General features: G+C 55.3%; 22 protein-coding genes. 12 read left to right on the top strand and 10 right to left on the bottom strand.

Annotated features, from left to right (window positions below):
* Window positions 1–35 precede the first annotated feature (35 nt).
* Genes WG929_RS16200 through WG929_RS16190 form a run of 3 tightly spaced genes read right to left on the bottom strand, consistent with a single transcriptional unit; the run spans window position 36 to window position 4,392 of the window.
* Entirely contained in the window at window positions 36–995 is a 960-nt protein-coding gene (locus WG929_RS16200; RefSeq protein ID WP_416206917.1) for a histone deacetylase family protein, read from the bottom strand.
* Complete coding sequence (locus WG929_RS16195) at window positions 992–3,433, bottom strand: putative bifunctional diguanylate cyclase/phosphodiesterase (RefSeq protein ID WP_416206916.1); 2,442 nt, start codon at window positions 3,431–3,433, stop codon at window positions 992–994. Before WG929_RS16195 ends, WG929_RS16200 begins: the two co-directional genes overlap by 4 nt.
* Window positions 3,430–4,392, bottom strand: coding sequence for an ABC transporter substrate-binding protein (locus tag WG929_RS16190; protein WP_369856169.1), 963 nt, complete (start codon window positions 4,390–4,392; stop codon window positions 3,430–3,432). The genes WG929_RS16195 and WG929_RS16190 overlap by 4 nt, the downstream gene beginning before the upstream one ends.
* Before the next feature lie 225 nt (window positions 4,393–4,617).
* Here WG929_RS16190 and WG929_RS16185 point away from each other — a divergent pair, with 225 nt between their 5' ends.
* On the top strand, window positions 4,618–4,866 hold the full coding sequence (locus tag WG929_RS16185; protein ID WP_416206915.1) for a hypothetical protein: 249 nt from the start codon (window positions 4,618–4,620) through the stop codon (window positions 4,864–4,866).
* A 223-nt stretch (window positions 4,867–5,089) separates the two neighbouring features.
* Here the strand turns inward: WG929_RS16185 and argH are convergent, their stop codons facing one another.
* On the bottom strand, window positions 5,090–6,499 hold the full coding sequence (argH, locus tag WG929_RS16180; RefSeq protein WP_416206914.1) for an argininosuccinate lyase: 1,410 nt from the start codon (window positions 6,497–6,499) through the stop codon (window positions 5,090–5,092).
* A gap of 226 nt (window positions 6,500–6,725) precedes the next feature.
* On the opposite strand from argH, the gene WG929_RS16175 reads away from it, so the two are divergent.
* From WG929_RS16175 to WG929_RS16150, 6 genes are all read left to right on the top strand, one after another.
* Complete coding sequence (locus tag WG929_RS16175) at window positions 6,726–7,811, top strand: sensor histidine kinase (protein ID WP_416206913.1); 1,086 nt, start codon at window positions 6,726–6,728, stop codon at window positions 7,809–7,811.
* Complete coding sequence (locus tag WG929_RS16170; protein WP_416206912.1) at window positions 7,786–8,517, top strand: LytR/AlgR family response regulator transcription factor; 732 nt, start codon at window positions 7,786–7,788, stop codon at window positions 8,515–8,517. The genes WG929_RS16175 and WG929_RS16170 overlap by 26 nt, the downstream gene beginning before the upstream one ends.
* A 133-nt stretch (window positions 8,518–8,650) precedes the next feature.
* On the top strand, window positions 8,651–9,592 hold the full coding sequence (hemC, locus tag WG929_RS16165) for a hydroxymethylbilane synthase (protein ID WP_416206911.1): 942 nt from the start codon (window positions 8,651–8,653) through the stop codon (window positions 9,590–9,592).
* A 6-nt stretch (window positions 9,593–9,598) separates the two neighbouring features.
* Entirely contained in the window at window positions 9,599–10,339 is a 741-nt protein-coding gene (locus tag WG929_RS16160) for a uroporphyrinogen-III synthase (protein ID WP_416206972.1), read from the top strand.
* A 45-nt stretch (window positions 10,340–10,384) separates the two neighbouring features.
* The gene (locus tag WG929_RS16155) at window positions 10,385–11,782 is read left to right on the top strand and encodes a uroporphyrinogen-III C-methyltransferase (RefSeq protein ID WP_416206910.1); all 1,398 of its coding nucleotides are present in this window, start codon (window positions 10,385–10,387) and stop codon (window positions 11,780–11,782) included.
* A complete protein-coding gene (locus tag WG929_RS16150) occupies window positions 11,779–12,987 on the top strand; it encodes a heme biosynthesis HemY N-terminal domain-containing protein (RefSeq protein WP_416206909.1) in 1,209 nt (402 codons plus the stop codon). Before WG929_RS16155 ends, WG929_RS16150 begins: the two co-directional genes overlap by 4 nt.
* 38 nt (window positions 12,988–13,025) lie before the next feature.
* Here WG929_RS16150 and WG929_RS16145 read toward each other — a convergent pair whose 3' ends face one another.
* The 4 genes from WG929_RS16145 to ubiD all read right to left on the bottom strand — a co-directional run bounded on the left by WG929_RS16145 (window position 13,026) and on the right by ubiD (window position 17,941).
* Window positions 13,026–14,270: an ABC transporter substrate-binding protein gene (locus WG929_RS16145; protein ID WP_416206908.1), complete on the bottom strand. Its 1,245-nt coding sequence runs from the start codon at window positions 14,268–14,270 to the stop codon at window positions 13,026–13,028.
* Window positions 14,271–14,387: 117 nt separating this feature from the next.
* Window positions 14,388–15,224 (bottom strand): mechanosensitive ion channel family protein, encoded by an 837-nt coding sequence (locus WG929_RS16140; protein WP_416206907.1) that lies wholly within the window; start codon window positions 15,222–15,224, stop codon window positions 14,388–14,390.
* 168 nt (window positions 15,225–15,392) lie between these two features.
* Window positions 15,393–16,460, bottom strand: coding sequence for a 2Fe-2S iron-sulfur cluster-binding protein (locus tag WG929_RS16135; RefSeq protein WP_416206906.1), 1,068 nt, complete (start codon window positions 16,458–16,460; stop codon window positions 15,393–15,395).
* On the bottom strand, window positions 16,457–17,941 hold the full coding sequence (gene ubiD, locus WG929_RS16130) for a 4-hydroxy-3-polyprenylbenzoate decarboxylase (RefSeq protein WP_416206905.1): 1,485 nt from the start codon (window positions 17,939–17,941) through the stop codon (window positions 16,457–16,459). Before ubiD ends, WG929_RS16135 begins: the two co-directional genes overlap by 4 nt.
* 187 nt (window positions 17,942–18,128) lie before the next feature.
* On the opposite strand from ubiD, the gene WG929_RS16125 reads away from it, so the two are divergent.
* The 3 genes from WG929_RS16125 (at window position 18,129) to WG929_RS16115 (ending at window position 19,725) form a co-directional block, all read left to right on the top strand.
* Entirely contained in the window at window positions 18,129–18,521 is a 393-nt protein-coding gene (locus WG929_RS16125) for a DUF423 domain-containing protein (protein ID WP_369856157.1), read from the top strand.
* Between the two features lie 16 nt (window positions 18,522–18,537).
* Complete coding sequence (trmB, locus tag WG929_RS16120) at window positions 18,538–19,326, top strand: tRNA (guanosine(46)-N7)-methyltransferase TrmB (RefSeq protein ID WP_416206904.1); 789 nt, start codon at window positions 18,538–18,540, stop codon at window positions 19,324–19,326.
* Window positions 19,327–19,431: 105 nt separating this feature from the next.
* Window positions 19,432–19,725: a PA4642 family protein gene (locus WG929_RS16115; RefSeq protein WP_416206903.1), complete on the top strand. Its 294-nt coding sequence runs from the start codon at window positions 19,432–19,434 to the stop codon at window positions 19,723–19,725.
* Window positions 19,726–19,778: 53 nt separating this feature from the next.
* On the opposite strand, the gene WG929_RS16110 is transcribed toward WG929_RS16115, so the two are convergent.
* Together WG929_RS16110 and WG929_RS16105 are read right to left on the bottom strand one after the other, a co-directional pair.
* Window positions 19,779–19,955, bottom strand: a complete 177-nt coding sequence (locus WG929_RS16110) for a hypothetical protein (protein ID WP_416206902.1) — start codon at window positions 19,953–19,955, stop codon at window positions 19,779–19,781.
* Between the two features lie 118 nt (window positions 19,956–20,073).
* The gene (locus tag WG929_RS16105; RefSeq protein WP_416206901.1) at window positions 20,074–20,271 is read right to left on the bottom strand and encodes a type II toxin-antitoxin system VapB family antitoxin; all 198 of its coding nucleotides are present in this window, start codon (window positions 20,269–20,271) and stop codon (window positions 20,074–20,076) included.
* 26 nt (window positions 20,272–20,297) lie between these two features.
* On the opposite strand from WG929_RS16105, the gene WG929_RS16100 reads away from it, so the two are divergent.
* Window positions 20,298–20,579, top strand: a complete 282-nt coding sequence (locus tag WG929_RS16100; protein ID WP_416206900.1) for a hypothetical protein — start codon at window positions 20,298–20,300, stop codon at window positions 20,577–20,579.
* A 19-nt stretch (window positions 20,580–20,598) separates the two neighbouring features.
* Window positions 20,599–21,195, top strand: a complete 597-nt coding sequence (locus WG929_RS16095) for a hypothetical protein (RefSeq protein WP_416206899.1) — start codon at window positions 20,599–20,601, stop codon at window positions 21,193–21,195.
* The last annotated feature ends 143 nt before the right edge of the window (window positions 21,196–21,338 follow it).

The following is a 21,338-nucleotide window of genomic DNA, read 5'->3' as shown; positions in this document are numbered from 1 at the left end:
TAAACCGTGCTGTCGCCATTTGTGAAACCAGACGTTCAGGCGTCTGGTTTTGTTTCTGACTTGTCTGTTTGCACAGCGTGTATCGACTGATTTTGTTCAAATACCTGGTAAGCCGTTTTCACCACGCTGGCATGGCGTTCGGCCAGGCGTTGGTGATCTTTGTCGTAGCCTCCGCCAATCACAGTCACTACTGGTATTCTTCGTTGCTGGCAATATTCCAGTACCCAGCGATCACGCTGCTGAATCCCCTCAAGGGTTACATTCAGGTGGCCGAGCTCATCCCCTTCCCACACATCCACACCGGCATCGTAAATCACCAGCTCTGGCTGTTGTTCATGAATCAGGCGTTCGAATGTTTCTCTAACGATCGCAAGATAGGCAACATTATCGAGGTATTGATCAAGGCCAATATCGAGGTCACTGCGGCTTTTACGAAATGGAAAATTTTTCTCGCAGTGAATGGAACAGGTAAAGGCGCGGGGTTCGTGCGCCAGCATGGCGGCGGTACCATCGCCCTGATGCACATCCAGATCAAACACAAGCAGCCGTTTGACTTCTCGTCGTCGCAATAAGGTGAGTGCGGTATAGGCGAGGTCGTTGACCAGACAAAAACCGGAGCCAAAATCATAATGGGCATGGTGAGTGCCGCCGCCCAAATGGCTGGCGATGCCATACTGGAGTGCCAGCCGGGCGGCCAGCAGGGTGCCATTGGGTGCGGTCAGGGTGCGGTCAATCAGCCCCTGGCTCCAGGGTAAGCCCAGACGTCGCCAGGCTTTTGCCTCAATGGCATTGTCGAGCAGCCCTTGCAGATAAATCGGACTGTGGGCAATCGCAAGGTCGGCGACGGAGGCCATGGCCGGTTGGTAGAGGTTGTCGCTGATATATCCCTGCTGCAACAGGAGTTCGTACAAACGCACGAACTTGGACATCACAAAGCGGTGGTTTGCGGGGAAGGGACAGGAGTAGTTGGAGTGATAAACCAGCGGCAGCTTCATGAAGAATCAGGGGTCAGGTACTCGATAAAGGCAGTTTCATCCAGTGGTTTGCTAAACAGATAGCCCTGGAATTTGGTGCAACCATGGGACAGAAGGTACTCCCGTTGCTGCTCGGTTTCCACACCTTCGGCGACAATATCCAGATACAGGCTATGGCCCAGCTGGATAATGTAGTCAACAATATTGGCATCGGCAGCGGAGTTGTTGATGTTACTGACAAAGCTGCGATCAATCTTGAGTGTTTGGATCGGCAGGCTCTGGAGGTAACTGAGGGAGGAATAACCAGTGCCAAAATCATCCATCGAGACATTAAAGCCGTGGTGTACCAGCCGTTGAATCAGTGATTTGACCAGCTGCTTGTCATTGACAAAAATCCCCTCGGTGATTTCCAGTTCCACCAATCCTGGCGGGATATCAAATGCTTCGATATGGAACACCAATTGGTCAAAAAAGTTGGCATTGAGGAACTGTACCGGACTGATATTGATGGCGAGTCGTTCGAATCCCTGGGGGAGTAAATGCTGCTGTCGCAGCCTGGCCAGTGTCTGACAGCTGGCTGACAGCACCCAGTCACCCAGTTCTACAATCAGGTTGGCCTCTTCGGCAGCAGCGATAAACAGGTCGGGCGACACTGGCTTGCCCCGGTGTTGCCACCGGCACAGCACCTCAGCGCCAATGATGCGCCCGAGATGGTCAAGCTGTGGTTGAAAGGCCAGGCTGAAGGCTCTGGCCTTGATGGCATCGTGAAGGTCATTGATCAGGCTGAGCTTGCTCTGGGTTTCCCGTTGCATATGCTCGCTATACAGGCTCCAGCCATTACGTCCATGGGCTTTGGCATAATACATGGCGGTATCGGCTTGGCGGATCAGGTCAGACGAGGTGCTCTGGTCAAAAGGAAATAATGAAATACCAATGCTGGCAGACAGGTGGAAGCTGTGTCGATCGTATAAAAACGGTTGCCGGAATTGTTCCAGCAAGGCGCTCGCGAAGTTGGTGGCCTGGTCGACAGCTTCATTGGCATCGCTGTAAAGTTCATCGGGCAGCAACAGGAATTCATCGCCTCCCAGCCGGGCGCACAGATCACGTGGCCCGGCGCAGTGGATTAATCGTTCCGCTGCCTGTCGCAATATGGCGTCGCCGACAGGATGACCCAGCGAGTCATTGATATTCTTGAAATGATCCAGATCGATAAACAGCAGGGCACCAAAACGGGAGCATTTGCGCGCTTCCGACAGGTGTTCCTTGACACGACTCTGCGCCATCTCCCGGTTGCTGAGCCGGGTTAGGGTGTCGTAGTGGGCGCGGTATTCCACCTCTTGCTGTTTCAGCCGCAGTTCCGTCACATCCCGGATCAGCCAGAAGACGCCGTCGACACCCTGCCCATCGCTGCGTTCAAGGCGAAACGGGGTCATGCGGGATTCGAGATAGCGATCCTGATGCTGCAGCGACTCAATCACTACTGACTCCTGACTGATGGCACGTAGCCAGCAAGCCCGGACACTGTCTGACTGTTCGTGTTCGATCCAGCCCCAGGCCGGTTGACCGGTCAGATTACGTGATAGCTCTGACACGCTGCTGTGCTGGTTACCGATGCGTTCGCGAATGTATCCCTCGCGGTCAATCAGGAAGGCAACATCGGGGAAGGTGCGAGAGAAGGCCCGGTCGACAGCGTTTTGCCGCTCAATCTGGGCGATCGATAACTGCAAGTGGCGGCTGAGTTGATTGAAGGTATCGCCCAGCTCGGTAAATTCCCGGCTGCTGCATTGTTCCAGGGTCAGGCCGAGTTCACCCTGGCGCAAGCTTTGGGTAAAGCCCTGCAAGCGTGTTAACGGTGCCAGCACCTGACGTTTGAGTAATTGGCTCAGGCCAAGGCTATAGAGCAGGATCAGGCCCAGTAGCAGGGCCAGCTTTTGCGCCAGGTCGATCAGCATATGGTGATATTCCTGCCGAACGTTGTACCAGGCGACCAGCAACCCCCTGGACTGCTGGCGAATACCACTCTGGTAATAAATCGGCAAGGCGGCGGTGTAGATATTGCCCTGTTCTGACAGTAGCAATGCTTGTTGCTGATTGCCTGGCGATGGGCGACTGTTATGGAGTACGGTTGGCAGTTGCCCTGATGCGCCCATGCGACCACGATCAGTAGAGAACAGGATCAATCCATGTTGAATCACATCGACACGGGTGATATAGCGATGAGTGGCCATATAGCTGACGGATCGGTCTGCGAGGGCGGTGTTTTCTACGGCCAGTGAATGTTGCAGCTGCTGTTGCAGTACACCAAGGTCGTATTCGATCTTGTTTTTCCAGCTGTCATGGAACTGACTGTTGGTCGCATCAAAAAGAAAGTAGGCCACTGCAATGGCTGTCGTGCCCAGTGCCAGTACGGCCCAGGACATCAGAATGAGGCGAATGGAGTAGGATCCATTAGGTCTCACGGCCCGTTCTCTGCGACCAGGGACGCCGTCGTGCGCAGGGTCGGGATAGAGCCGGGCTTCAGCAAGTGGTGGGTTTGCATCAGCTTGACGAGATCACTGGCGTGACGGGACAAGCGGGAGCGAGGGCCAGCCAGTAGTCGCAGATTCTCATCCTGATCGGGCATTGTCAGACCCAAGTAGGCATCTTTGATGTGAGTGGCTGGTAACTTGAGCCGTCGGTTAATGATATCAAGGGCAGCCGGGTCGCCACGTTCAATACGTTGTTTTGATACCAAAAAACCGTTTACCAGGCCACGTAAGGCGGTGTGTCGGGTTGCCAGTAACTCGGTTCTGACGGCGAGCACATCGACAATCTGGCCAGGAATATCGGCACTGGAAAACAGCGGAGTCGCACCGGCGGCAAGCAACTGCAAAGAATACGGCGCAAAGGTGACAGCGGCATCTATCCGGCCAGCAGCCAGCGCATCAAGATATTCATTCTGCCTCAGGTTGACGATGGTGATATCACTGAGCGTGAGCTGTGTCGATGCCAGTGCGGCTTGCAGCATCAAGGCACCGACGGCACTGGTCTCAACGCCAATGCGCAGGCCTGCCAGCTCGGCGACGCTGTGAATCTCTGGCCTGGCCAGAACCACATCGGCTCCCAGGGATTGGTCGCAGATCAGCACCACGGTGAGATCCAGTCCCTCGCTGGTGAGTAGCAAGACCTCGTCCAGTGTCAATGCGGCGCCTTCCAGTTGCCCTTGTCTCATGGCATCCATTACATCGGGAGCACTGGCCAGCTCTACAAGACGTAGTTGCCCGGTATCCAGCAAGCCGTCTTCCCTGGCCAGATAAAAAGGCTCATAACCGGGCCAGACGTTGGTGCCGATGCGTAGCAAGGGTAAGGGAGCATGCTGATCACAGGCACCCAGAGATAGCAATGTCAGCGTGAACAGGCAAAGGTGGAGAAAAGGCACGGCCGCTCCAAAACAAACGATTATTATCAGTCTAGCAGTCAAACTTATAACAGGTTAAGCCGTCCTACGACCAAGGGCGAGTGGCAATCGGGCTGTCAATATGATCCCTTAGCAGACTATCAGGGTTGTCCCCGATCTTGCTGAGCAACGCCTGTTCAGCACTTTATAAAGGCAGCAGGCCTGAAATCCATCCCGCGCAGCAGAGCATATCCTTCAGAGGTTGATGTGAAAAAAGATAATAAAAACAAGATAACAACGACGGAAAATCAGGCAATCTCCAGTTTCGAAAACTTCTTCTATCGCTATGTTGCCTGGTTTCCGATTCTGGTACTACCGGCGCTGGTATGGGAAATGTTCAGCGTCAACGACTATGCCCCGGCAGGGTTGATCGGCGTTATGCATGCCGTGCTGGTGTTCCGTCTGGTCACGATTGCCGGGCAGCAAGGCTGGTTCAAAAAGCGGCAGCAGCTGTAAACAGACAGTGTGCGGTATCGATTGACGTACGGGACTTTTGGGCACGCCGTACTTTTTGACGGGCCACTTTTTGACGGGCCACTTTCTGAGAGGGCAGGGCTGTTGACTGAAGCCAGTATTGGCGGGAGTCCAGCGGATTCCTGTCAATACTGGTGACTCTAAAGAGCCAGATTCCACTCTCCTGCAGCAGAGCAGCCCTAAGTTCGGCAGACTTCCGGGTATTTCAGGCAAGGTTTTCTTCGCGGTCAGCCAATGCACGGCTGGCGCGTATTGCCGCAGCGCGTACCTGGTCTGGCGCAGTGCCACCAATGTGGTTACGAGCGGCGACTGAGCCTTCCAGTGTCAGCACTTCAAACACATCGGCACTGATTTCAGCAGAGAACTGCTGCAACTCTTCCAGCGTCATGTCACTGAGATCCTTGCCCTGTGCCAGACCATAAGCGACAGCCTTGCCAACAATTTCATGGGCATCGCGGAAGGGAATGCCCTTGCGCACCACGTAGTCAGCGAGGTCGGTGGCGGTGGAGAAGCCGCGCTTGGCAGCATCCCGCATATCGTCCCGGCGTGCTTGCAGATGGGGAGCCATATCGGCGAATGCCCGCAGGCTGTCCCGCAGGGTATCGACGGTGTCAAACAGTGGCTCCTTGTCTTCCTGATTGTCCTTGTTGTAGGCCAATGGCTGGGATTTCATCAGTGTCAGCAGGCTGACCAAGTGGCCATAAACCCGACCGGTCTTGCCGCGTACCAACTCGGGGACGTCCGGGTTCTTTTTCTGCGGCATGATGGATGAACCGGTACAGAAACGATCCGGCAGATCGATAAAACGGAACTGCGCCGAAGCCCACAGCACCAGCTCTTCTGAAAAACGCGACATATGCATCATGATCAGGGCCGCAGCGCTGCTGAATTCGATGGCAAAATCGCGATCGGAGACCGAATCCAGGCTGTTCTCGGTAGGGGCATCAAAACCCAGTAGTTCGGCAGTGTAAAAACGATCAATCGGATAGGTCGTGCCCGCCAGGGCAGCAGCGCCGAGTGGCAACTGGTTCATGCGTTTCCGGCAGTCCTGCAGACGCGCATAGTCACGTTCCAGCATCGCATTCCAGGCCAGCAAATGGTGACCAAAGGTGACGGGTTGTGCCGTTTGCAGGTGGGTGAAGCCGGGCATGATGGTATCGGCTTCCCGGCTGGCCAGTTCGATCAGGCCCTGCTGCAAGCGGGTCAGTTCGGAGCAGATGAGATCAATTTCGTCGCGCAGGTACAAGCGGATATCGGTCGCGACCTGATCATTACGAGAGCGGCCGGTGTGCAGTTTTTTGCCGGTAATACCGATTTTGGCGGTCAGCGCGGCCTCGATGTTCATATGAACGTCTTCCAGTGCGACCGACCAGTTGAAGTTGCCGCGTTCAATTTCGATCCGAACTTCTTCCAGACCGCGAATAATATCGTCGCGCTCGGCGTTGGTCAGCACGCCGACATGCGCCAGCATGCGGGCATGGGCAACCGATCCCTGAATGTCCTGACGGTACATGCGCTGGTCAAAGTCCACCGACGCGGTGTAACGGGCAACAAAAGCATCGGTTGGCTCGGCAAAACGGCCGCCCCACGAGGCATTGGTGGATTGATCAGTCATGTGGTCCCCTTAAATAAACACAAACGTTGTCGGCCGCTGGCGATGCCAGCGGCAACATAAAATTTCAAGGGGCAGAGTATACCTGCGGCGTGCCAACGGTTTAACCGGAATGTGGAGCAGATACTTGCCGTCACTCGTGACTAAAGCGAGACTAGCGACCTGTCGGTGCTCCAAGTCCGACAGACTCCCAGCTGTTTATCTCATTCCATGGCCAAAGGCGTCCGTTATGCCGAACACTCCCGCCGTTGTCAGTCGTCAGCATGATCGCGGTTTGCTGGATGCTTTTTTTCTGCCGGATCTCTGCAACACCCGAGCGATCCTGTTTTTGTTGGCGGTCAGCGAGGGGCTGGTGGCGATTCTGACGCTGATGGAGTCGTCCCTGGCGGCGTTTTCCTGGGAGCGGTTCGGCCTGGTGTCGCTGTTTGTGCAATGGGTTGCGTTGCTCTCGGTGGCTATTTTGTGTCAGTTACGTTTTGTTCTGGTGCAAGTCAACGTCATGCTGGTGTCGGTATTGGCGTTGTTGCTGGTGCAGCTGGTGACGCTAGGGGTCGGACTAATGGCAGACTGGCTCTGGCCGACCAGTCTGCGGAGCATTGATTGGCTCTGGCTTGCTCGCAATGCGCTGGTCAGTGCGCTGGTGACGGCGTTGGCGTTGCGTTATTTCTACGTTCAGAGCCAGTGGCGGATACAGGCACAGGCCGAACTCAAGGCGCGGCTGTCGGCCTTGCAGGCGAATATTCGTCCGCACTTTTTTTTCAACACGCTGAACACTGTGGCGGCATTGATTGTGATCGACCCGGAAAAAGCCGAAAACATGCTGCTGGATCTGGCGCAGTTGTTCCGGGTGGTATTAAAAGCCGATGACCAGCCCTCTACCTTGGCGCAGGAGATTGAATTTGGCCAGCGCTATCTGGACATCGAGCATACCCGGTTGGGCGCGCGGCTGGAGGTTGAATGGCAACTGCCAGAGCCATTGCCAGAGATCACCATGCCAGCACTGATTCTCCAGCCCTTGCTGGAAAATGCCGTCTACCATGGTGTGCAGCCATTGGTGGAGGGTGGCTGGATTCGTATTTCGCTGACCGCCGTCGCCGATGGCTGGGAGCTGGCGGTGGCGAATGCCCGCCTTCCCGGTGCCAGTACGCCAGGTAACGGCATTGCCCAGCGTAATATTCGCACTCGGCTGGAAACTCTGTTTGGTGAATCTGCCCGGCTGCAGACCGCAGAGCTGCCAGATGAATATCAGGCGCGGATATTGATTCCGCAGCATTCTGGAGAGTATACCCATGAGTTATCGCATCGCTCTGGTTGATGATGAGCCGCTGGCCCGTGACCGGCTGGCGCGATTGATAGGAGAGCACCCGGACTTTGAACTGGTGGCTGAACTGGAAAGCGGCGATGCCGTGTTGGAGTGGCTGGTATTCAACGGTGTTGATGTGCTGTTACTCGATATCCAGATGCCCGGTCGTAGCGGCCTCGAAACCGCGCAGGCCTTGCAGCAACACGCGCATCCCCCGCTAGTGGTGTTTTGTACCGCTTTTGACGAACACGCGTTGGATGCCTTTGGCGTCAGTGCGATTGATTATTTGCTCAAGCCGGTGCGTCCGGCGGATTTGCAGCGGGCACTGGATCGGGTCAGAGAGCGCTTGGCCGGCCGGGCGCAACGCCGCATCGCCACCCTTGGGGTGCGCAGTCATCTGACTGCCCGTACCCATATGGGGCTGCAGCTGATTCCGGTGGAAGAAGTCTGCTACTTTTTGGCCGACCAGAAATACGTAAACGCTATCCACGAGCAGGGCGAAACCCTGATCGATGACAGCCTGCGCCAGCTTGAAGACGAGTTTGGTGATCGCTTCGTCCGTGTACACCGCAGTGCACTGGTGGCGCGGGATCGTATCGTTCGGCTGGAAACCCTGGAAGGTGGTGGCCACCTTGTCTATTTGCGTGGTCTTGAAGTGGGTGTGGCGGTCAGTAGGCGTCATTTGCCGGAAGTTCGCAAGGTAATGAAGTCACTGTAATGGGCCGATAATGGCATTTGCTGATCCGGGTAATTTCAGCTGACGCGCCAGCACTGGTATGATTCGGCAAATTTATGATATCGCGGCGGTCTGCCAGTCAGGCCGTTACGCTTCTCGTCGAACAAGGATCATTATGTCGTCAGCACGCCTGCTCCGTATTGCCACCCGCAAAAGTCCCCTGGCCCTGTGGCAGGCTGAACATATCAAAGCCCGCCTGCTGGCATTGCATGGCGGGCTTGAAGTCGAGCTGGTGACCTTCTCGACCCAGGGCGACAAAATTCTCGATACCCCATTAGCCAAAATCGGTGGCAAGGGCTTGTTCGTCAAAGAGCTTGAGGTGGCGATGCTGGACGGCCGGGCGGACATTGCCGTGCACTCCATGAAAGATGTGCCGATGGAATTTCCGCCAGGACTGGAACTGGGTGTCATCTGTGAGCGGGAAAATCCGCTGGATGCCTTTGTATCCAACCATTACCGCAGTGTTAACGAACTGCCACAAGGGGCCATCGTCGGCACGTCGAGCTTGCGTCGTCAGTGCCAGTTGCAACAGCAGCGACCGGATTTACAGATCCGATCTCTGCGGGGCAATGTCCAGACCCGACTCGGCAAGCTCGATGGCGGTGAGTTTGACGCCATCATACTGGCATCCGCCGGGCTGTTACGGATGGCAATGGCAGACCGCCTGACGGCGTTTATGGCGGCGGAACAGTCACTGCCAGCCGGTGGTCAGGGGGCCTTGGGCATCGAATGGCGCAGCGACGACGACACCATCAAGGCACTGATTGCCCCGTTGGGCCATGCCGACACCACCGCGTGCGTACTGGCGGAGCGGGCATTGAATCGTCGCCTGCAAGGAGGCTGTCAGGTGCCGATTGCCGCTTATGCCGAACGTGTGGGCGAACAACTGACCTTGCGGGGGCTGGTCGGTTCGGTGGATGGCAGTACCGTATTGACCACCCGGCAACAGGGAGCGATAGCCGATGCCGAGGCGATTGGTATTCTGGCGGCGGAACATTTACTGGCCCAAGGTGCTGGCGAGATTTTGTCGGCCGTTTACGGCCACGAGGTGCGCTAGGCCTTGGTGACGATTCTGGTGACTCGCCCCGAGGGTCAGGCTGATCGGCTGATCGGCGCACTGGAGCAGTGTGGTTATCAGGTATTACATCGTCCACTGATGGCGATTCAACCGGTTGCCGCAGACAGCCCGGCAGCGCGAGCAACCCGCAGTTGTATGCTCGACCTTGACCTGTATCAGCAGGTGATTGCTATCAGTGCCAATGCCGCCCGGCAAGGGCTGGCCTGGCTGGATGAATTCTGGCCCCAGCCACCACTGGGTCTGGACTGGTACGGCGTTGGCCCTGCCAGTGTCGAGCCACTGCGGGAGTTCGGTCTGGATGCCCAGTGTCCGGCCAGCCGCTATGACAGTGAAGGACTGCTTGCATTAGCCGCCTTGCAGCAGATCGCAGAACAACGCATTCTGATCTGGCGCGGAGTGGGCGGCCGTGAAACGCTGGCCAGTGAGTTACGCGCCCGAGGAGCCCGTGTTGACTATGCCGAGCTATATGAGCGGCAGCCGGTGCCGTATAGCCGCGACGACTGGGACGCGGCATTGGCAGCTTGTCCATGGCTGTTGCTCAGCAGCGGGCAGGCGCTGGATATTATTGAAGGGCAGGTGCCAGAGTTGGCCAGACGTATCGCCGGGTTGATATTGCCCAGCGAAGGTATTGCCGCAGCGGCGCGCGCCAAAGGCTATGATCCGGTACTGGTACCCGCCAGTGCACGGGATGAAGATATGCTCAGTTGCCTGGCAGCGCAGCTGTAACCCGATAACCAGGTCGCAAGCGGCGGCGGTGACAGGAAGACAGACGTGGATAACAACAAAGACAAGCAGAACACAGCAGGCACGCCGGCAGACAGCAGCGGCTCCGGCTCCGATCAGCCGTCCAGCCCTGAAACGCTGGCGCTGGAACCGCAAACAACGACTGCAGCCGCAGACAAAATGACGGCGGCAGACAGTCTGGCAGATTCTGATGTTGCTCCTGAAGAACCCGCACCAAATCGCACAACGGTCAAGGCCGACCAGCCGCCACGGCGATCGTCGCTTGGCATCTGGCTGCTTGTGCTGTTGGTATTACTGTCGTTGGCGGCATCTGCTGCACTGGTGTGGTACGGATTACAACAGCGTCAACAGGTCGACCAGCTGCAACAACAGTTGCAGGGACTGAGCCAACAAGCACAGTCTGATCATCAGGCGTTGAGTGCCCTGGGCCAACGTCAGCAACAGCTGGACGCTGGCAATCGTAGCCTGAAGGAGCAACTGGCGACGGTATCGAATCAGTCGGTACACAATGAGCAGCGACTGGCCCAGCTGGCCGGTTCGGATCGTCAGGACTGGCTGCTGGCAGAAGTGGAATATCTGCTGCGCCTGGCCAACCAGCGCCTGGGTCTGGAACACGACGTGAGCGGTGCCGCCGCGATGCTGGAAGCTGCAGACAAGGTGCTGCTGGAAACCCGCAATCCGGCTTACGATGCGGTGCGAGCTAAAATTGCTACTGAAATCCAGCAGCTGCGGCAGGTTCCGGGTGTCGACAAGGTGGGTGCGATTGCCCGCTTGCAGGCGATGCAGGATTCACTTGATCAGATCGACTGGTTACCGCAAGTACGCTTGTCGTCAACATCAACATCAACATCAACATCAACATCAACATCAACATCAACATCAACATCAACATCAACATCAACATCAACGTCAGTGCCAGCGCCAAGTGCCACTGTCGAGGTTGAGACCGACACGGCACCACAACACTGGTACCAGCAGTTATTCAGCGAGCTAAAGCAGGGCATTGGTCAGGTCGTGCGTATTCGTCGTCAGGCAACCCCCCTTGATATTCCGATGGCACCGGAGCAGGCCTATTACCTGCAACAGAATGCCCGCTTGATGCTGGAACAGGCACAACTGGCCATGTTGCGCGGTGATCAGAATCTCTACGATCGCAGCCTCAGCCGGGTAAACCGCTGGGTAAGCCAGTATCTGCCGAAAGAGGATCAGGCAGTGCTGGCGTTACGTGAGCTGCTAAGCCAGCTGCAACAATGGCAGGTTAGTCCGGCAGTTCCGGATATCAGTGGCTCCTTGCAGGCCTTGCGTGTCCGTATGGCACTCGATACAACCACATCGGCAGCTGAGCCAGCCCGAACCCACACGGTCGAACCTCCGGTGGTGTCTGAGGTGCCAGCGGAACCCGGCTCGCAAGGAGCACAACCATGAAGCGCTGGTTGCTGTTTTTTGTGATTACCCTGGTCGTCGCGCTGGGGGTCGGATCGCTCGCCGGGCAGGATGCTGGCTATGTTTTGTTGAGCTGGGGCCATTACAGCATTGAAACCAGTTTGTGGTTTTTTCTGCTGCTGTTGGGCTTGATGCTGGTGGTGGTGTATTTCCTGTTTCGCTTTAGCCTGGTGATGCTGGGATCCGACTGGCGTTTTAATGAATGGCGGCGCAGCCGGCGTACGGCCCGCGCCCGCAAGCAAACCACCCGTGGGCTGTTGTCGTTGGCGTTGGGCCAGTGGGCCAGAGCCGAACGACTGCTGACGCGTTCAGCTACCGATACCGACATGCCGCTGATCAACTATCTGGCGGCTGCCCGTGCGGCGTATGAGCAAGGCAAGCACGACACCACCGATGAGTTGTTGAATGCCGCCAATAAAAGTACCCGTGGGGCCGAGTTGGCAGTGGGGATTTCCCATGCGCAACTGCTCATCTCCCGTGGTCACAAGGAGCAGGCGCTGGCGGTGTTGGTCAGCTTGCGGGATCGTTATCCGCGCCACAGCTATTTGCTCAAGCTGCTGGTACGGCTGTATCAGGATCTTGAAGACTGGGTGGCTTTGCATGAGTTGCTGCCGGTACTGAGTAAGACGGGTAAAATCCCTCAGAATAAAATTATCGAGCTGGAAGAAAAAGTTTATCTGCAGTTGATCGACCGCACTGCGAAGAGTCATCAGGGCAAAGACCCGGTTCCAGCACTAAAAAAACTGTATCAGTCGATGCCGCGCCATTGTCGTCACCAAGCGGATATTCTGCTGCACTACGCCAAAACCTTGCATGAGCTGGGTGAAGACGAACAGGCGGAAACGGATTTGCGCCATGGCCTGACTTACGTCTGGCGCGATGAACTGTTGATCGCCTATGCCGGATTAAATGGAGTTGATGCTCGCCGACGTTTCCTGTTCGCAGAAAAGCAGTTACAGGGGCGGCCTAATGATCCGGTACTGCTGCTGATATTGGCGCAGCTGGCGCTACGTATTGAGCAGCCAGAGCGTGCCAAGGAATTTCTGCTGATGGGCTTGAAGCTTAAAAGCTTGCCGGAGCTGAACGCCGAAATGGGCAAGTTGCTGGTGCAGGAGCAGGATCACGTCGGTGCCAGCCGCTATTTCCAGAAGGCGCTGGCGCAGCAGGAGTGCCAGCCGGGCGGGTAAACACCTCCCCGCTTGTTGGCTGGCGGTTTATCGCTGAGCTATTGCAGGCGGACAGGCTTGCCAGCTGCTTGCCGCGTTGCCACCCACTCGTCATAAGTTTTAGCGGCGGTGTTGCCTGAGATGTTCAGCAAGACCTCGAAATAGTCCTCATTAAACTTGTCTGCCAGTACCCTGGCACGCTGTTTACCTTTGACGACATAGACGGATTGCAGGTTCTGGTGATCAAAATCCCGCCAGGTTTGTGGATCCTTGACACTGGTGTAGGTGTGGTTTTCCAGCGCTGTGATCAGCTTGCTGCTGTTCAGGCTGCCCGTCCGTTCTACGGCAGACTTGAACTCATAAACAATACTGTAGGCGGAAGCGGCAGAGCTGGAAGGGTATTTCTGGAAGCGCTCGGCAAAGCGTTCGACAAACTGTTTCCCTTTTTCAAAGCCGTACAAATAGGGCACTTGCCAGCACCAGGGCACGGCTCCGATCACATCTTCCATCACACCAGCACCGGCTGACTTGGCCATTCCCAGCGTCAGATTCGGTACTACAATCGTCATTTTTTCTTTCAGCCCCATGCGATAGGCCAGGTTCAGCGCAGTCGCCATATCATCACCAAACTGGATCATCATCAGTACGTCAGCCCCGGAGCGTTCTGCGGCGGTCAGGGCGTTTTCAATATCAGACTGTTTCGGGCGTGGGAAGGGAACCAGCACGCCGGGGTGCATGTTTTCGTCTTTGGTATTGGTGAAGTTACGCAACGAGCTCTCGGTCGAATGGCCCCAGCTATAGTCTGCCGTCAGGTAGAACACTTTTTTGCCCGCCAGACTCTGGTTGAGATAAAACGCCAGCGCCTTGGCTGCCATCCAGGCGTTGTAGGTTTCGCGAAACATATACCGCTGGCCTTCTTCGTCGGTGGTCTCGTTGGCATAGGTCAGGGTCCCGAAGTAGATCAGTCCCTGGCGTGCCGCTTCTTTGCCCGCCGCGATAGCAACGGCACTGGAAGAGCCACCAAACAGCATGGAGGCACCCTGAGCAGCAAGATGCTTGACATTTTCAACTGCTTTTTCCGGTTTGGAAGCGGTGTTGGCGGTGAGTAATTCAAGCGGGCGTCCCAGCAGGCCACCAGCCGCATTAATCTCTTCGATGGCCATCAGTGCGCCACGGGCCTGGGCGATACCCTGTTCCTTGTAACGACCAGTGGACGGATAGTTCAGCCCTAGCCGAATAGGATCGGCGGCGTGGCTGGCGAGTGTCGACAGGGCGAGAGCAATGAATACAACGCAACGAAACATGGAGGTAACCTTCTTATTATTGTGGTTACATCTTGAGCGTTTTTGGCGACCAAGGCGTTACGCCATTGGTCGCATAGAGGGTGGTATTTATAGCCAGGTTGACGGCTGAGTCGACGTTTAGTCCGGGTTGTTGATATGGACATCCATCTGTGGAAATGGAATCTCGATGCCTTCAGCGTCAAAACGCAGCTTGATGGCTTCGGTCAGATCCCATTTGACGGCCCAATAGTCCGATGCCTTGACCCAAGGACGTACGACAAAGTTGACGGAGGAATCGGCCAGTTCGGATACCGCGACCTTGAACTCGGGATCCTTTAATACGCGCTCATCGCTGGCCAGCATGTCCATCAGAATTTTTTTGGCCAGCAGCAGGTCACTGCCGTAAGAGATGCCGACCACCATATCCAGACGGCGGGTGGCCTCTTCCGAGTAGTTAACCATAGTGTTGCCAAAGACATTGGAGTTCGGAACGGTCACTACCCGGTTGTCGGGGGTTTTCAGGCGTGTGCTGAAAATGGTGATTTTATCAACGGATCCGGCAACGCCATCAACTTCGACATAGTCGCCGACCTTGAACGGGCGAAACAGAATCAGCATGACTCCTGCGGCAAAATGCGACAGCGAATCTTTTAATGCCAGACCAACGGCCAGGCCAGCGGCACCGAGCAAGGTGATCAGTGAGGTGGTATCCAGCCCCAGCTGCGAGAGTGAGATGACAATCACCAGTACCAGTAACAGCGCACCCAGTACCGTACCCACAAAATCGGTCAGGATAGGTTCAACCTTGGCTTTGCCCATCATGCTGAGTACCGCCTTGACCAGCAGATTGGCGATCATGCGGCCAACAATAAAAACAACCAATGCCAGTATGATCTGGGTTCCCCACGGTAGCAGGTATTCTGCCCATATTTCTTCGCTGGAAATTGAATTGCCCAGTTGATTTAACCAGTCCATAAATGCTCCTTGATGATTGCTCTTTCGATGTCAGGTTAGCGTATGCTCGGCTCACCATAGTCGAGTAACTGGCCAGGGTTGTCGGAATGTTAAGACCGCAACGGTGCCGTTACTCGAACTCCATTGTTGGCCAAATCGGCAGGAGTCTGCCAGCTGTCACCCTCTTTGTCAGGCCTTTTGTGGCCGTGGTGCGTAGGCCAGGACATCGGAATGAAGATTGGCTTCGCTTAACCCCAGCGGCTCCAGTTGGTCGAGGGTGCCGTACACCATATTCGGTGAACCACAGGCATAGGCGTGGACGCCATTCAGATCTTTGAAGTCGTGTTGAATCACCTGATAGATCCAGCCCGCACGGCCGTTCCAGTCGTCGGCGTGTTGTTCCAGAATCGGGTGAAAATGCAGGTTGGCGTGGTCGTGATCCCACTGCCGTGGCAAGTCGGCCATGTAGAAGCCGCCGGAACTGCGGTTCGACCAATACAGATGAATTTCCTGCTCCGGTGCCAGTGCCAGAATCCCTTCGGCCAGTGCCTTGATTTGAGCAAAACCGGTACCGGCCGCGATCAGAATAATCGGCTTGCCAGCGCAGGCCTGCAACTGTGTTGGCGAGACAAAGCAGTCACCCATTGGCAGGGTGACTGTGATTGTCGGGCTATTTTGCAGCTGGCTAATCACTCGTGCCGCAGTATCGCTGGCATTGGCAATATGCAGTTCCAGCAGGCGTGGCTCTTTGCCGGTTAGGCTGCCCGGCGCGCTGGCAATGGAATAGGGAATTTGCCGGGTGGCACCGTCGGCCTCCTGGATAGGCAGCATCAAATACTGTCCTGGCCAGAAATCCAGCACCTTGCCCGCCGGAGCCAGCAGCTCGACGGCATACACTTCGTCATTCAGTGCGACGACTGACTGAATCTGCATTGCCAGGTTAACCTGGTGCTTGAAATCCGGCTGCTGAACATTGGCCATAAAAATCTGGGTATCCGTTTTGGGAATTGCTACGCAGCATAATACCCGATTGTTTTTATCAAGTATTTGGCTGCCCATGGGATTGATAAATTCCAGTGCGCCAGTGACCCAGTCGGCGGCACAGATTTCACAGACGCCGTTTTTACAGGCGGTTTTCATCTTGATGCCGTGTTCACGGGCGGCATCCATCAGCGTCTGATCGGTGCGACAGCGCATGGTTACCTGGTTGGGCATAAAGGTGACGGTAACCGTTCCGCTGTTTTGAACGTCACTCACGGCTCTGCATCCATCGGGTCGAGGCCCAGTTCCGACCAGATGTCATCGATATATGCAACGACGCTCGGGTCTTTCACAATCGGGGTGCCCCATTCGCGGCTGGTTTCGCCAGGCCATTTGTTGGTGGCATCCATCCCCATTTTCGAACCCAGACCAGAGACTGGCGAGGCAAAATCGAGGTAGTCGATGGGGGTGTTTTCTATCAGGGTGGTGTCCCGTGCCGGATCCATGCGGGTAGTGATCGCCCAAATCACGTCTTTCCAGTCGCGAGTGTTCACATCGTCGTCTACCACAATGACAAACTTGGTGTACATAAACTGGCGTAAAAACGACCATACCCCCATCATCACCCGTTTGGCGTGACCGGGGTACTGCTTCTTCATGCTGACAATCGCCATGCGGTAAGAACAGCCTTCTGGCGGCAGATAGAAGTCGACGATTTCTGGAAACTGCTTTTGCAGAATCGGTACAAATACCTCGTTCAGGGCCACACCAAGGATTGCGGGTTCATCCGGTGGCCGACCGGTATAAGTACTGTGGTAAATAGGATCGCGGCGGTGGGTAATGCGTTCGACGGTGAAGACCGGGAACTGATCGACTTCGTTGTAGTAACCAGTGTGGTCACCATAGGGCCCTTCCGGCGCCATTTCACCAGCATGGATCACGCCTTCCAATACGATCTCGGCACTGGCAGGCAGCAATAATTCGTTACCGATACTTTTTACCAGCTCGGTTTTGCTGTCGCGCAGCAGGCCGGCAAACGCGTATTCGCTGAGGGTATCCGGTACCGGCGTGACGGCCCCCAAAATGGTCGCGGGGTCGGCCCCTAGTGCCACGGTAACCGGGAAGGGTTCGCCCGGATGCGCCTTTTGCCATTCCAGAAAATCGAGTGCGCCACCCCGATGGCTGAGCCAGCGCATAATCACCTTGTTTTTGCCGATGACCTGCTGGCGATAAATACCCAGATTATGGCGCTCTTTGTGTGGGCCTTTGGTGATCACCAAAGGCCAGGTGATCAGTGGAGCGACATCACCAGGCCAGCAATGCATCACCGGAATCTTGCCCAGATCCACGTCATCACCTTCAATCACCACCTGCTGACAGGGTGCTTTTTTAACCACACTCGGGCCCATGGTGAGGACTTTCTTGAAAATCGGCAGCTTTTCCCAGACGTCTTTCATGCCCTTGGGTGGCTCTGGCTCTTTCAGAAAAGCCAGCAGCTTGCCGACTTCCCGCAGCGCCTCCACCGAGTTTTCACCCATCCCCATCGCCACCCGCTTGGGCGTACCAAACAGGTTCGCCAGCACGGGCATATCGTAACCCTTGGGGTTCTCGAACAGCAGTGCCGGGCCTTCGGCGCGTAACACCCGGTCGGCAATTTCAGTCATTTCCAGATGCGGATCGACGGGATAACTGATGCGCTTGAGTTCACCCAGCGCTTCCAGCTGGTCGATAAAGTCGCGAAGGTCGTTGTATTTCACTCGGTTGCCTCACTTTCAGGAAGGGACATGATAGCAATGGGCTGTGGTGATGGGCCAATGGCTTTGTTGCAATACCGTGTCATGAACTATTGGGCGGGCTGAACGTCCTGCTATTCCTCCACCAAAGCTGACCTGCGTCCCTCGCTCCTCTATAATAGCCCGCTATTTTGCTGATCGGAGCCGACCCATGCAGGCACGAATGACGTTGATGCTGGCGGCCATCGCCGGTTTTCTGGGCGTAGCACTCGGTGCATTTGGTGCCCATGGCCTCAAAGACCATCTGACGCCGCCGATGATGACAGTCTACCAGACCGCCGTTGACTACCATCTGCTGCACGCCGCCGTGTTGCTGGGCCTGGGGGTTTGGCAACTGCAGCAGCCGCAGGTCTGGCTCAATCGGGCGGCGCTGTTTATGGTGCTTGGGTTATTGCTGTTTTGCGGCAGTCTGTACGCCATGGTGCTGTTGAATATTCGCATGCTGGGCATGATCACCCCGATTGGCGGCGTCAGCTGGCTGATTGGTTGGGGCTTGTTATTTATCGCGGCCCGTTCGATGACGACTTCTACTTCCACTGATTAACGTTAGGCATTCCTGAGTGACAGAACACGAGTCCAACAACCTGAACGACAACCTTCCGAATGACACCGCCACTTCCCTGCCTGAAGGGGATGAAATTGCGGCGGAGCAAGCGTCTGTAGACGACAAGCCGGTCTATCGTCGTGGTATCAAAAGCTTTGTGATCCGCGCCGGTCGCCTGACCAAAGGTCAGGAACAGGCACTGGAGCGTAAATGGACGGAGTGGGGTCTGGAATTGGCCGACGGCCCAATCGTTCCGGCTGACGTGTTTGGGCGTGCCGCTCATACCGTACTGGAAATTGGCTACGGCATGGGCCAGTCACTGGTCGAAATGGCCGTTCAGGCCCCCGAAAAAAACTTTATCGGCGTGGAAGTCCATCTGCCAGGTGTGGGTTCTTTGCTGAATTTGGCGGAAGAAGCGGGGGTTATGAATGTGCGCACCTACAAGGATGATGCCATTGAAGTGCTGAAACTGATTCCGGATAACAGCATCGATACCATCCAACTGTTTTTCCCCGACCCGTGGCACAAGAAAAAACACCACAAGCGCCGCATTGTACAAACCGAATTCGCCCAGACCCTGCGCCGTATTCTCAAGCCGGGTGGCATCTTTCATATGGCCACCGACTGGGAAAACTATATGGAACACATGATCGAGGTAATGGATGCGCAAGCAGGGTACGAGAATATTGCTGGCTCCGGCCAGTGTGTTGAACGCCCGGACGAACGCCCGCTGACCCGCTTTGAAAAGCGGGGTCAGGGTAAAGGCCACGGCGTTTGGGATATAAAGTACCGAAAAATTGACTAACACCCGATAGTAATAGCAAAGATGCATCGTTAAGTGATGGCATCGGATACAGAATTAACTATTCAACGTCTGGCTTCGACGGCCGACGTCTGACGGAGCATCAACATGCAAAAGAAAGATAAAGAAAAAGTATTTGGTGGTGACTGGAGCGAAGCCCAACTGAGTGAATTTCTCAACGTCCCTAGCTACGATGGCGACAGCTCGGATTATATTGGTGCCATCCGTGCCTACCGCTACATGGTACCCGGCACGTTTGCCCAGTATATCGAACTGTTCAAGGCTCAGGGCCACGACCTGAATGCCACCAACGCTGCGGGTGACACCATTCTGGGCACCATCAGCCAGCATGAGAAAGGCGCGGAATACGCCGAGATTCTGAAGGATGCAGGGGCCGTCTGACGTTCGACGTCGGGTGGTGTCTTCAAGTGGCAGAGGACGAATGTTGTCTGCTTTTACTGTTCAGACCATGCAATATCAAAACGCTTGGCCAGTTTTGCCAGGCGTTTATCCTCTGTCCACAGAACGCCTTCCGGGCTGATCAATACCGATGCCAGCAGGTTGATATATGTGTCGAGCGAAGCCGCGCCAGATCGCTCAGTGTCTGTTGTCGTTGCGGCGGCGTACCACACGCCAACTCACCAATGACCATTGGATGCAGGCTGACCTGACCTGTCATCAGTAAATGAGCCAAAGCGGAATTTGGGCGGCGGAAATGATTGACTCATACCGACGTATCAACCAATACGTTCATTGGTTTTCAGGTACTTCTCGCTGGCCGGCCATCGTCGGTGCCGTACCACCCAGACAGGCCAGCCGTTTGGCTGATTCGACACGGACAAAGGTTTGCATTGCCTGACGCACCAGTGCCGCTTTGTCGGTGCCGGGAGCCGCCAGGGACAAGGCGCTGTAATAAAGCTCATCGTCGATTGTGATTGTGGTTCGCATGGTTCTTCCTGTCGGGTTCTGGCCGTATGGTTTTTGATGCGGTTAATCATCAATCAATAGCAGCATTGCTGTACGATATTTGGTCAATGAGATTTTCAAAGGACGATCGTCATATGAACACCACGAACTCCAGTGATTTTGATCAGGAACAAATTCAAGCCAGGCTGGTAACGATCGCTGAAAAAGATAGAAATGGTGTCATTCTGTTCGCTGTCCGTTGTGCTCTTCGAGGAATTCCACGTTTAACAATTTCTTCCAATAAGGGGTTTCATTTTAAGCAGGAGCAGCGTCTCAATATATATGGTTAGGATATGGAGAGCTTGTTATTTGACGCTTCAAAAATGTTGTAACAACGGTCGATTGGATCTACACGAACCAGCTTTTTGGGTATATGAAGCTTCAGTCGAGGCGATTAACTCTGAAATCGAAAATATCGTGTTGGCTGCAAAAGATGCCGCTGATACAGGAGCTGAGATTTTTCGTGAGCATGCCACCCACGGTGCCGCCATTCGCAATGGTACTCGACTGGCAGCGAGTGCTGCATTTCGCGTTGCGTTAATCGACAGCGAGTCTTTATTCGCCGATTTACTGTTGTTGGAGCAGGGTAAATTAACGGTTTTTCATCCACTCTGCTGTGATACATCGGTAGTGAATAAACAGATTGATATTGATTCTTTCGTCTCTGCGTGCGGCTTTTGTGCATTAGGAGAAATTGCTGACGTTTATAGTGTTCTATTTTATGGCGGCGAGAAAGCACAGCACCTTATAGAAAAATCGTGGATGCCGCAGGAGTCTGATATGACGACGCAAACCGTGACCCACCCCATCAGTCCTGCCTTGCGACTGTTGCCTCTGGCGCTGGCCGTATTCTTTGCCGGATGCGCCAACCGGCCCCGGATTACCAGACCCCGGATGCGCCGATAGCCGACTCCTGGCCTCAAGGTGAAGGGGACATATATAGACGCTTCCCCAATATCAAGGATGACTTGGCCCTGACACCTGCCATATGCCCTTGATTTATTTCCTGTTAACCATCACTTGTTCGTTGCGATGACAGTGGCAGTTCT

Origin of the sequence: Oceanobacter antarcticus, from assembly GCF_044962685.1 — a bacterium.
Taxonomy (GTDB): domain Bacteria; phylum Pseudomonadota; class Gammaproteobacteria; order Pseudomonadales; family Oceanobacteraceae; genus Oceanobacter; species Oceanobacter antarcticus.
This window is presented reverse-complemented; position numbering and strand designations above follow the sequence as displayed.

What these genes read in the sequence shown, in the direction of transcription:
- WG929_RS16105 (WP_416206901.1), bottom strand. Translation starts at nt 20,271, where the DNA reads ATGCGAACCACAATCACAATCGACGATGAGCTTTATTACAGCGCCTTG.
- WG929_RS16175 (WP_416206913.1), top strand. Translation starts at nt 6,726, where the DNA reads ATGCCGAACACTCCCGCCGTTGTCAGTCGTCAGCATGATCGCGGTTTG.
- WG929_RS16125 (WP_369856157.1), top strand. Translation starts at nt 18,129, where the DNA reads ATGCAGGCACGAATGACGTTGATGCTGGCGGCCATCGCCGGTTTTCTG.
- WG929_RS16200 (WP_416206917.1), bottom strand. Translation starts at nt 995, where the DNA reads ATGAAGCTGCCGCTGGTTTATCACTCCAACTACTCCTGTCCCTTCCCC.
- WG929_RS16140 (WP_416206907.1), bottom strand. Translation starts at nt 15,224, where the DNA reads ATGGACTGGTTAAATCAACTGGGCAATTCAATTTCCAGCGAAGAAATA.
- WG929_RS16170 (WP_416206912.1), top strand. Translation starts at nt 7,786, where the DNA reads ATGAGTTATCGCATCGCTCTGGTTGATGATGAGCCGCTGGCCCGTGAC.
- argH (WP_416206914.1), bottom strand. Translation starts at nt 6,499, where the DNA reads ATGACTGATCAATCCACCAATGCCTCGTGGGGCGGCCGTTTTGCCGAG.
- WG929_RS16150 (WP_416206909.1), top strand. Translation starts at nt 11,779, where the DNA reads ATGAAGCGCTGGTTGCTGTTTTTTGTGATTACCCTGGTCGTCGCGCTG.
- WG929_RS16145 (WP_416206908.1), bottom strand. Translation starts at nt 14,270, where the DNA reads ATGTTTCGTTGCGTTGTATTCATTGCTCTCGCCCTGTCGACACTCGCC.
- WG929_RS16115 (WP_416206903.1), top strand. Translation starts at nt 19,432, where the DNA reads ATGCAAAAGAAAGATAAAGAAAAAGTATTTGGTGGTGACTGGAGCGAA.
- WG929_RS16100 (WP_416206900.1), top strand. Translation starts at nt 20,298, where the DNA reads ATGGTTTTTGATGCGGTTAATCATCAATCAATAGCAGCATTGCTGTAC.
- hemC (WP_416206911.1), top strand. Translation starts at nt 8,651, where the DNA reads ATGTCGTCAGCACGCCTGCTCCGTATTGCCACCCGCAAAAGTCCCCTG.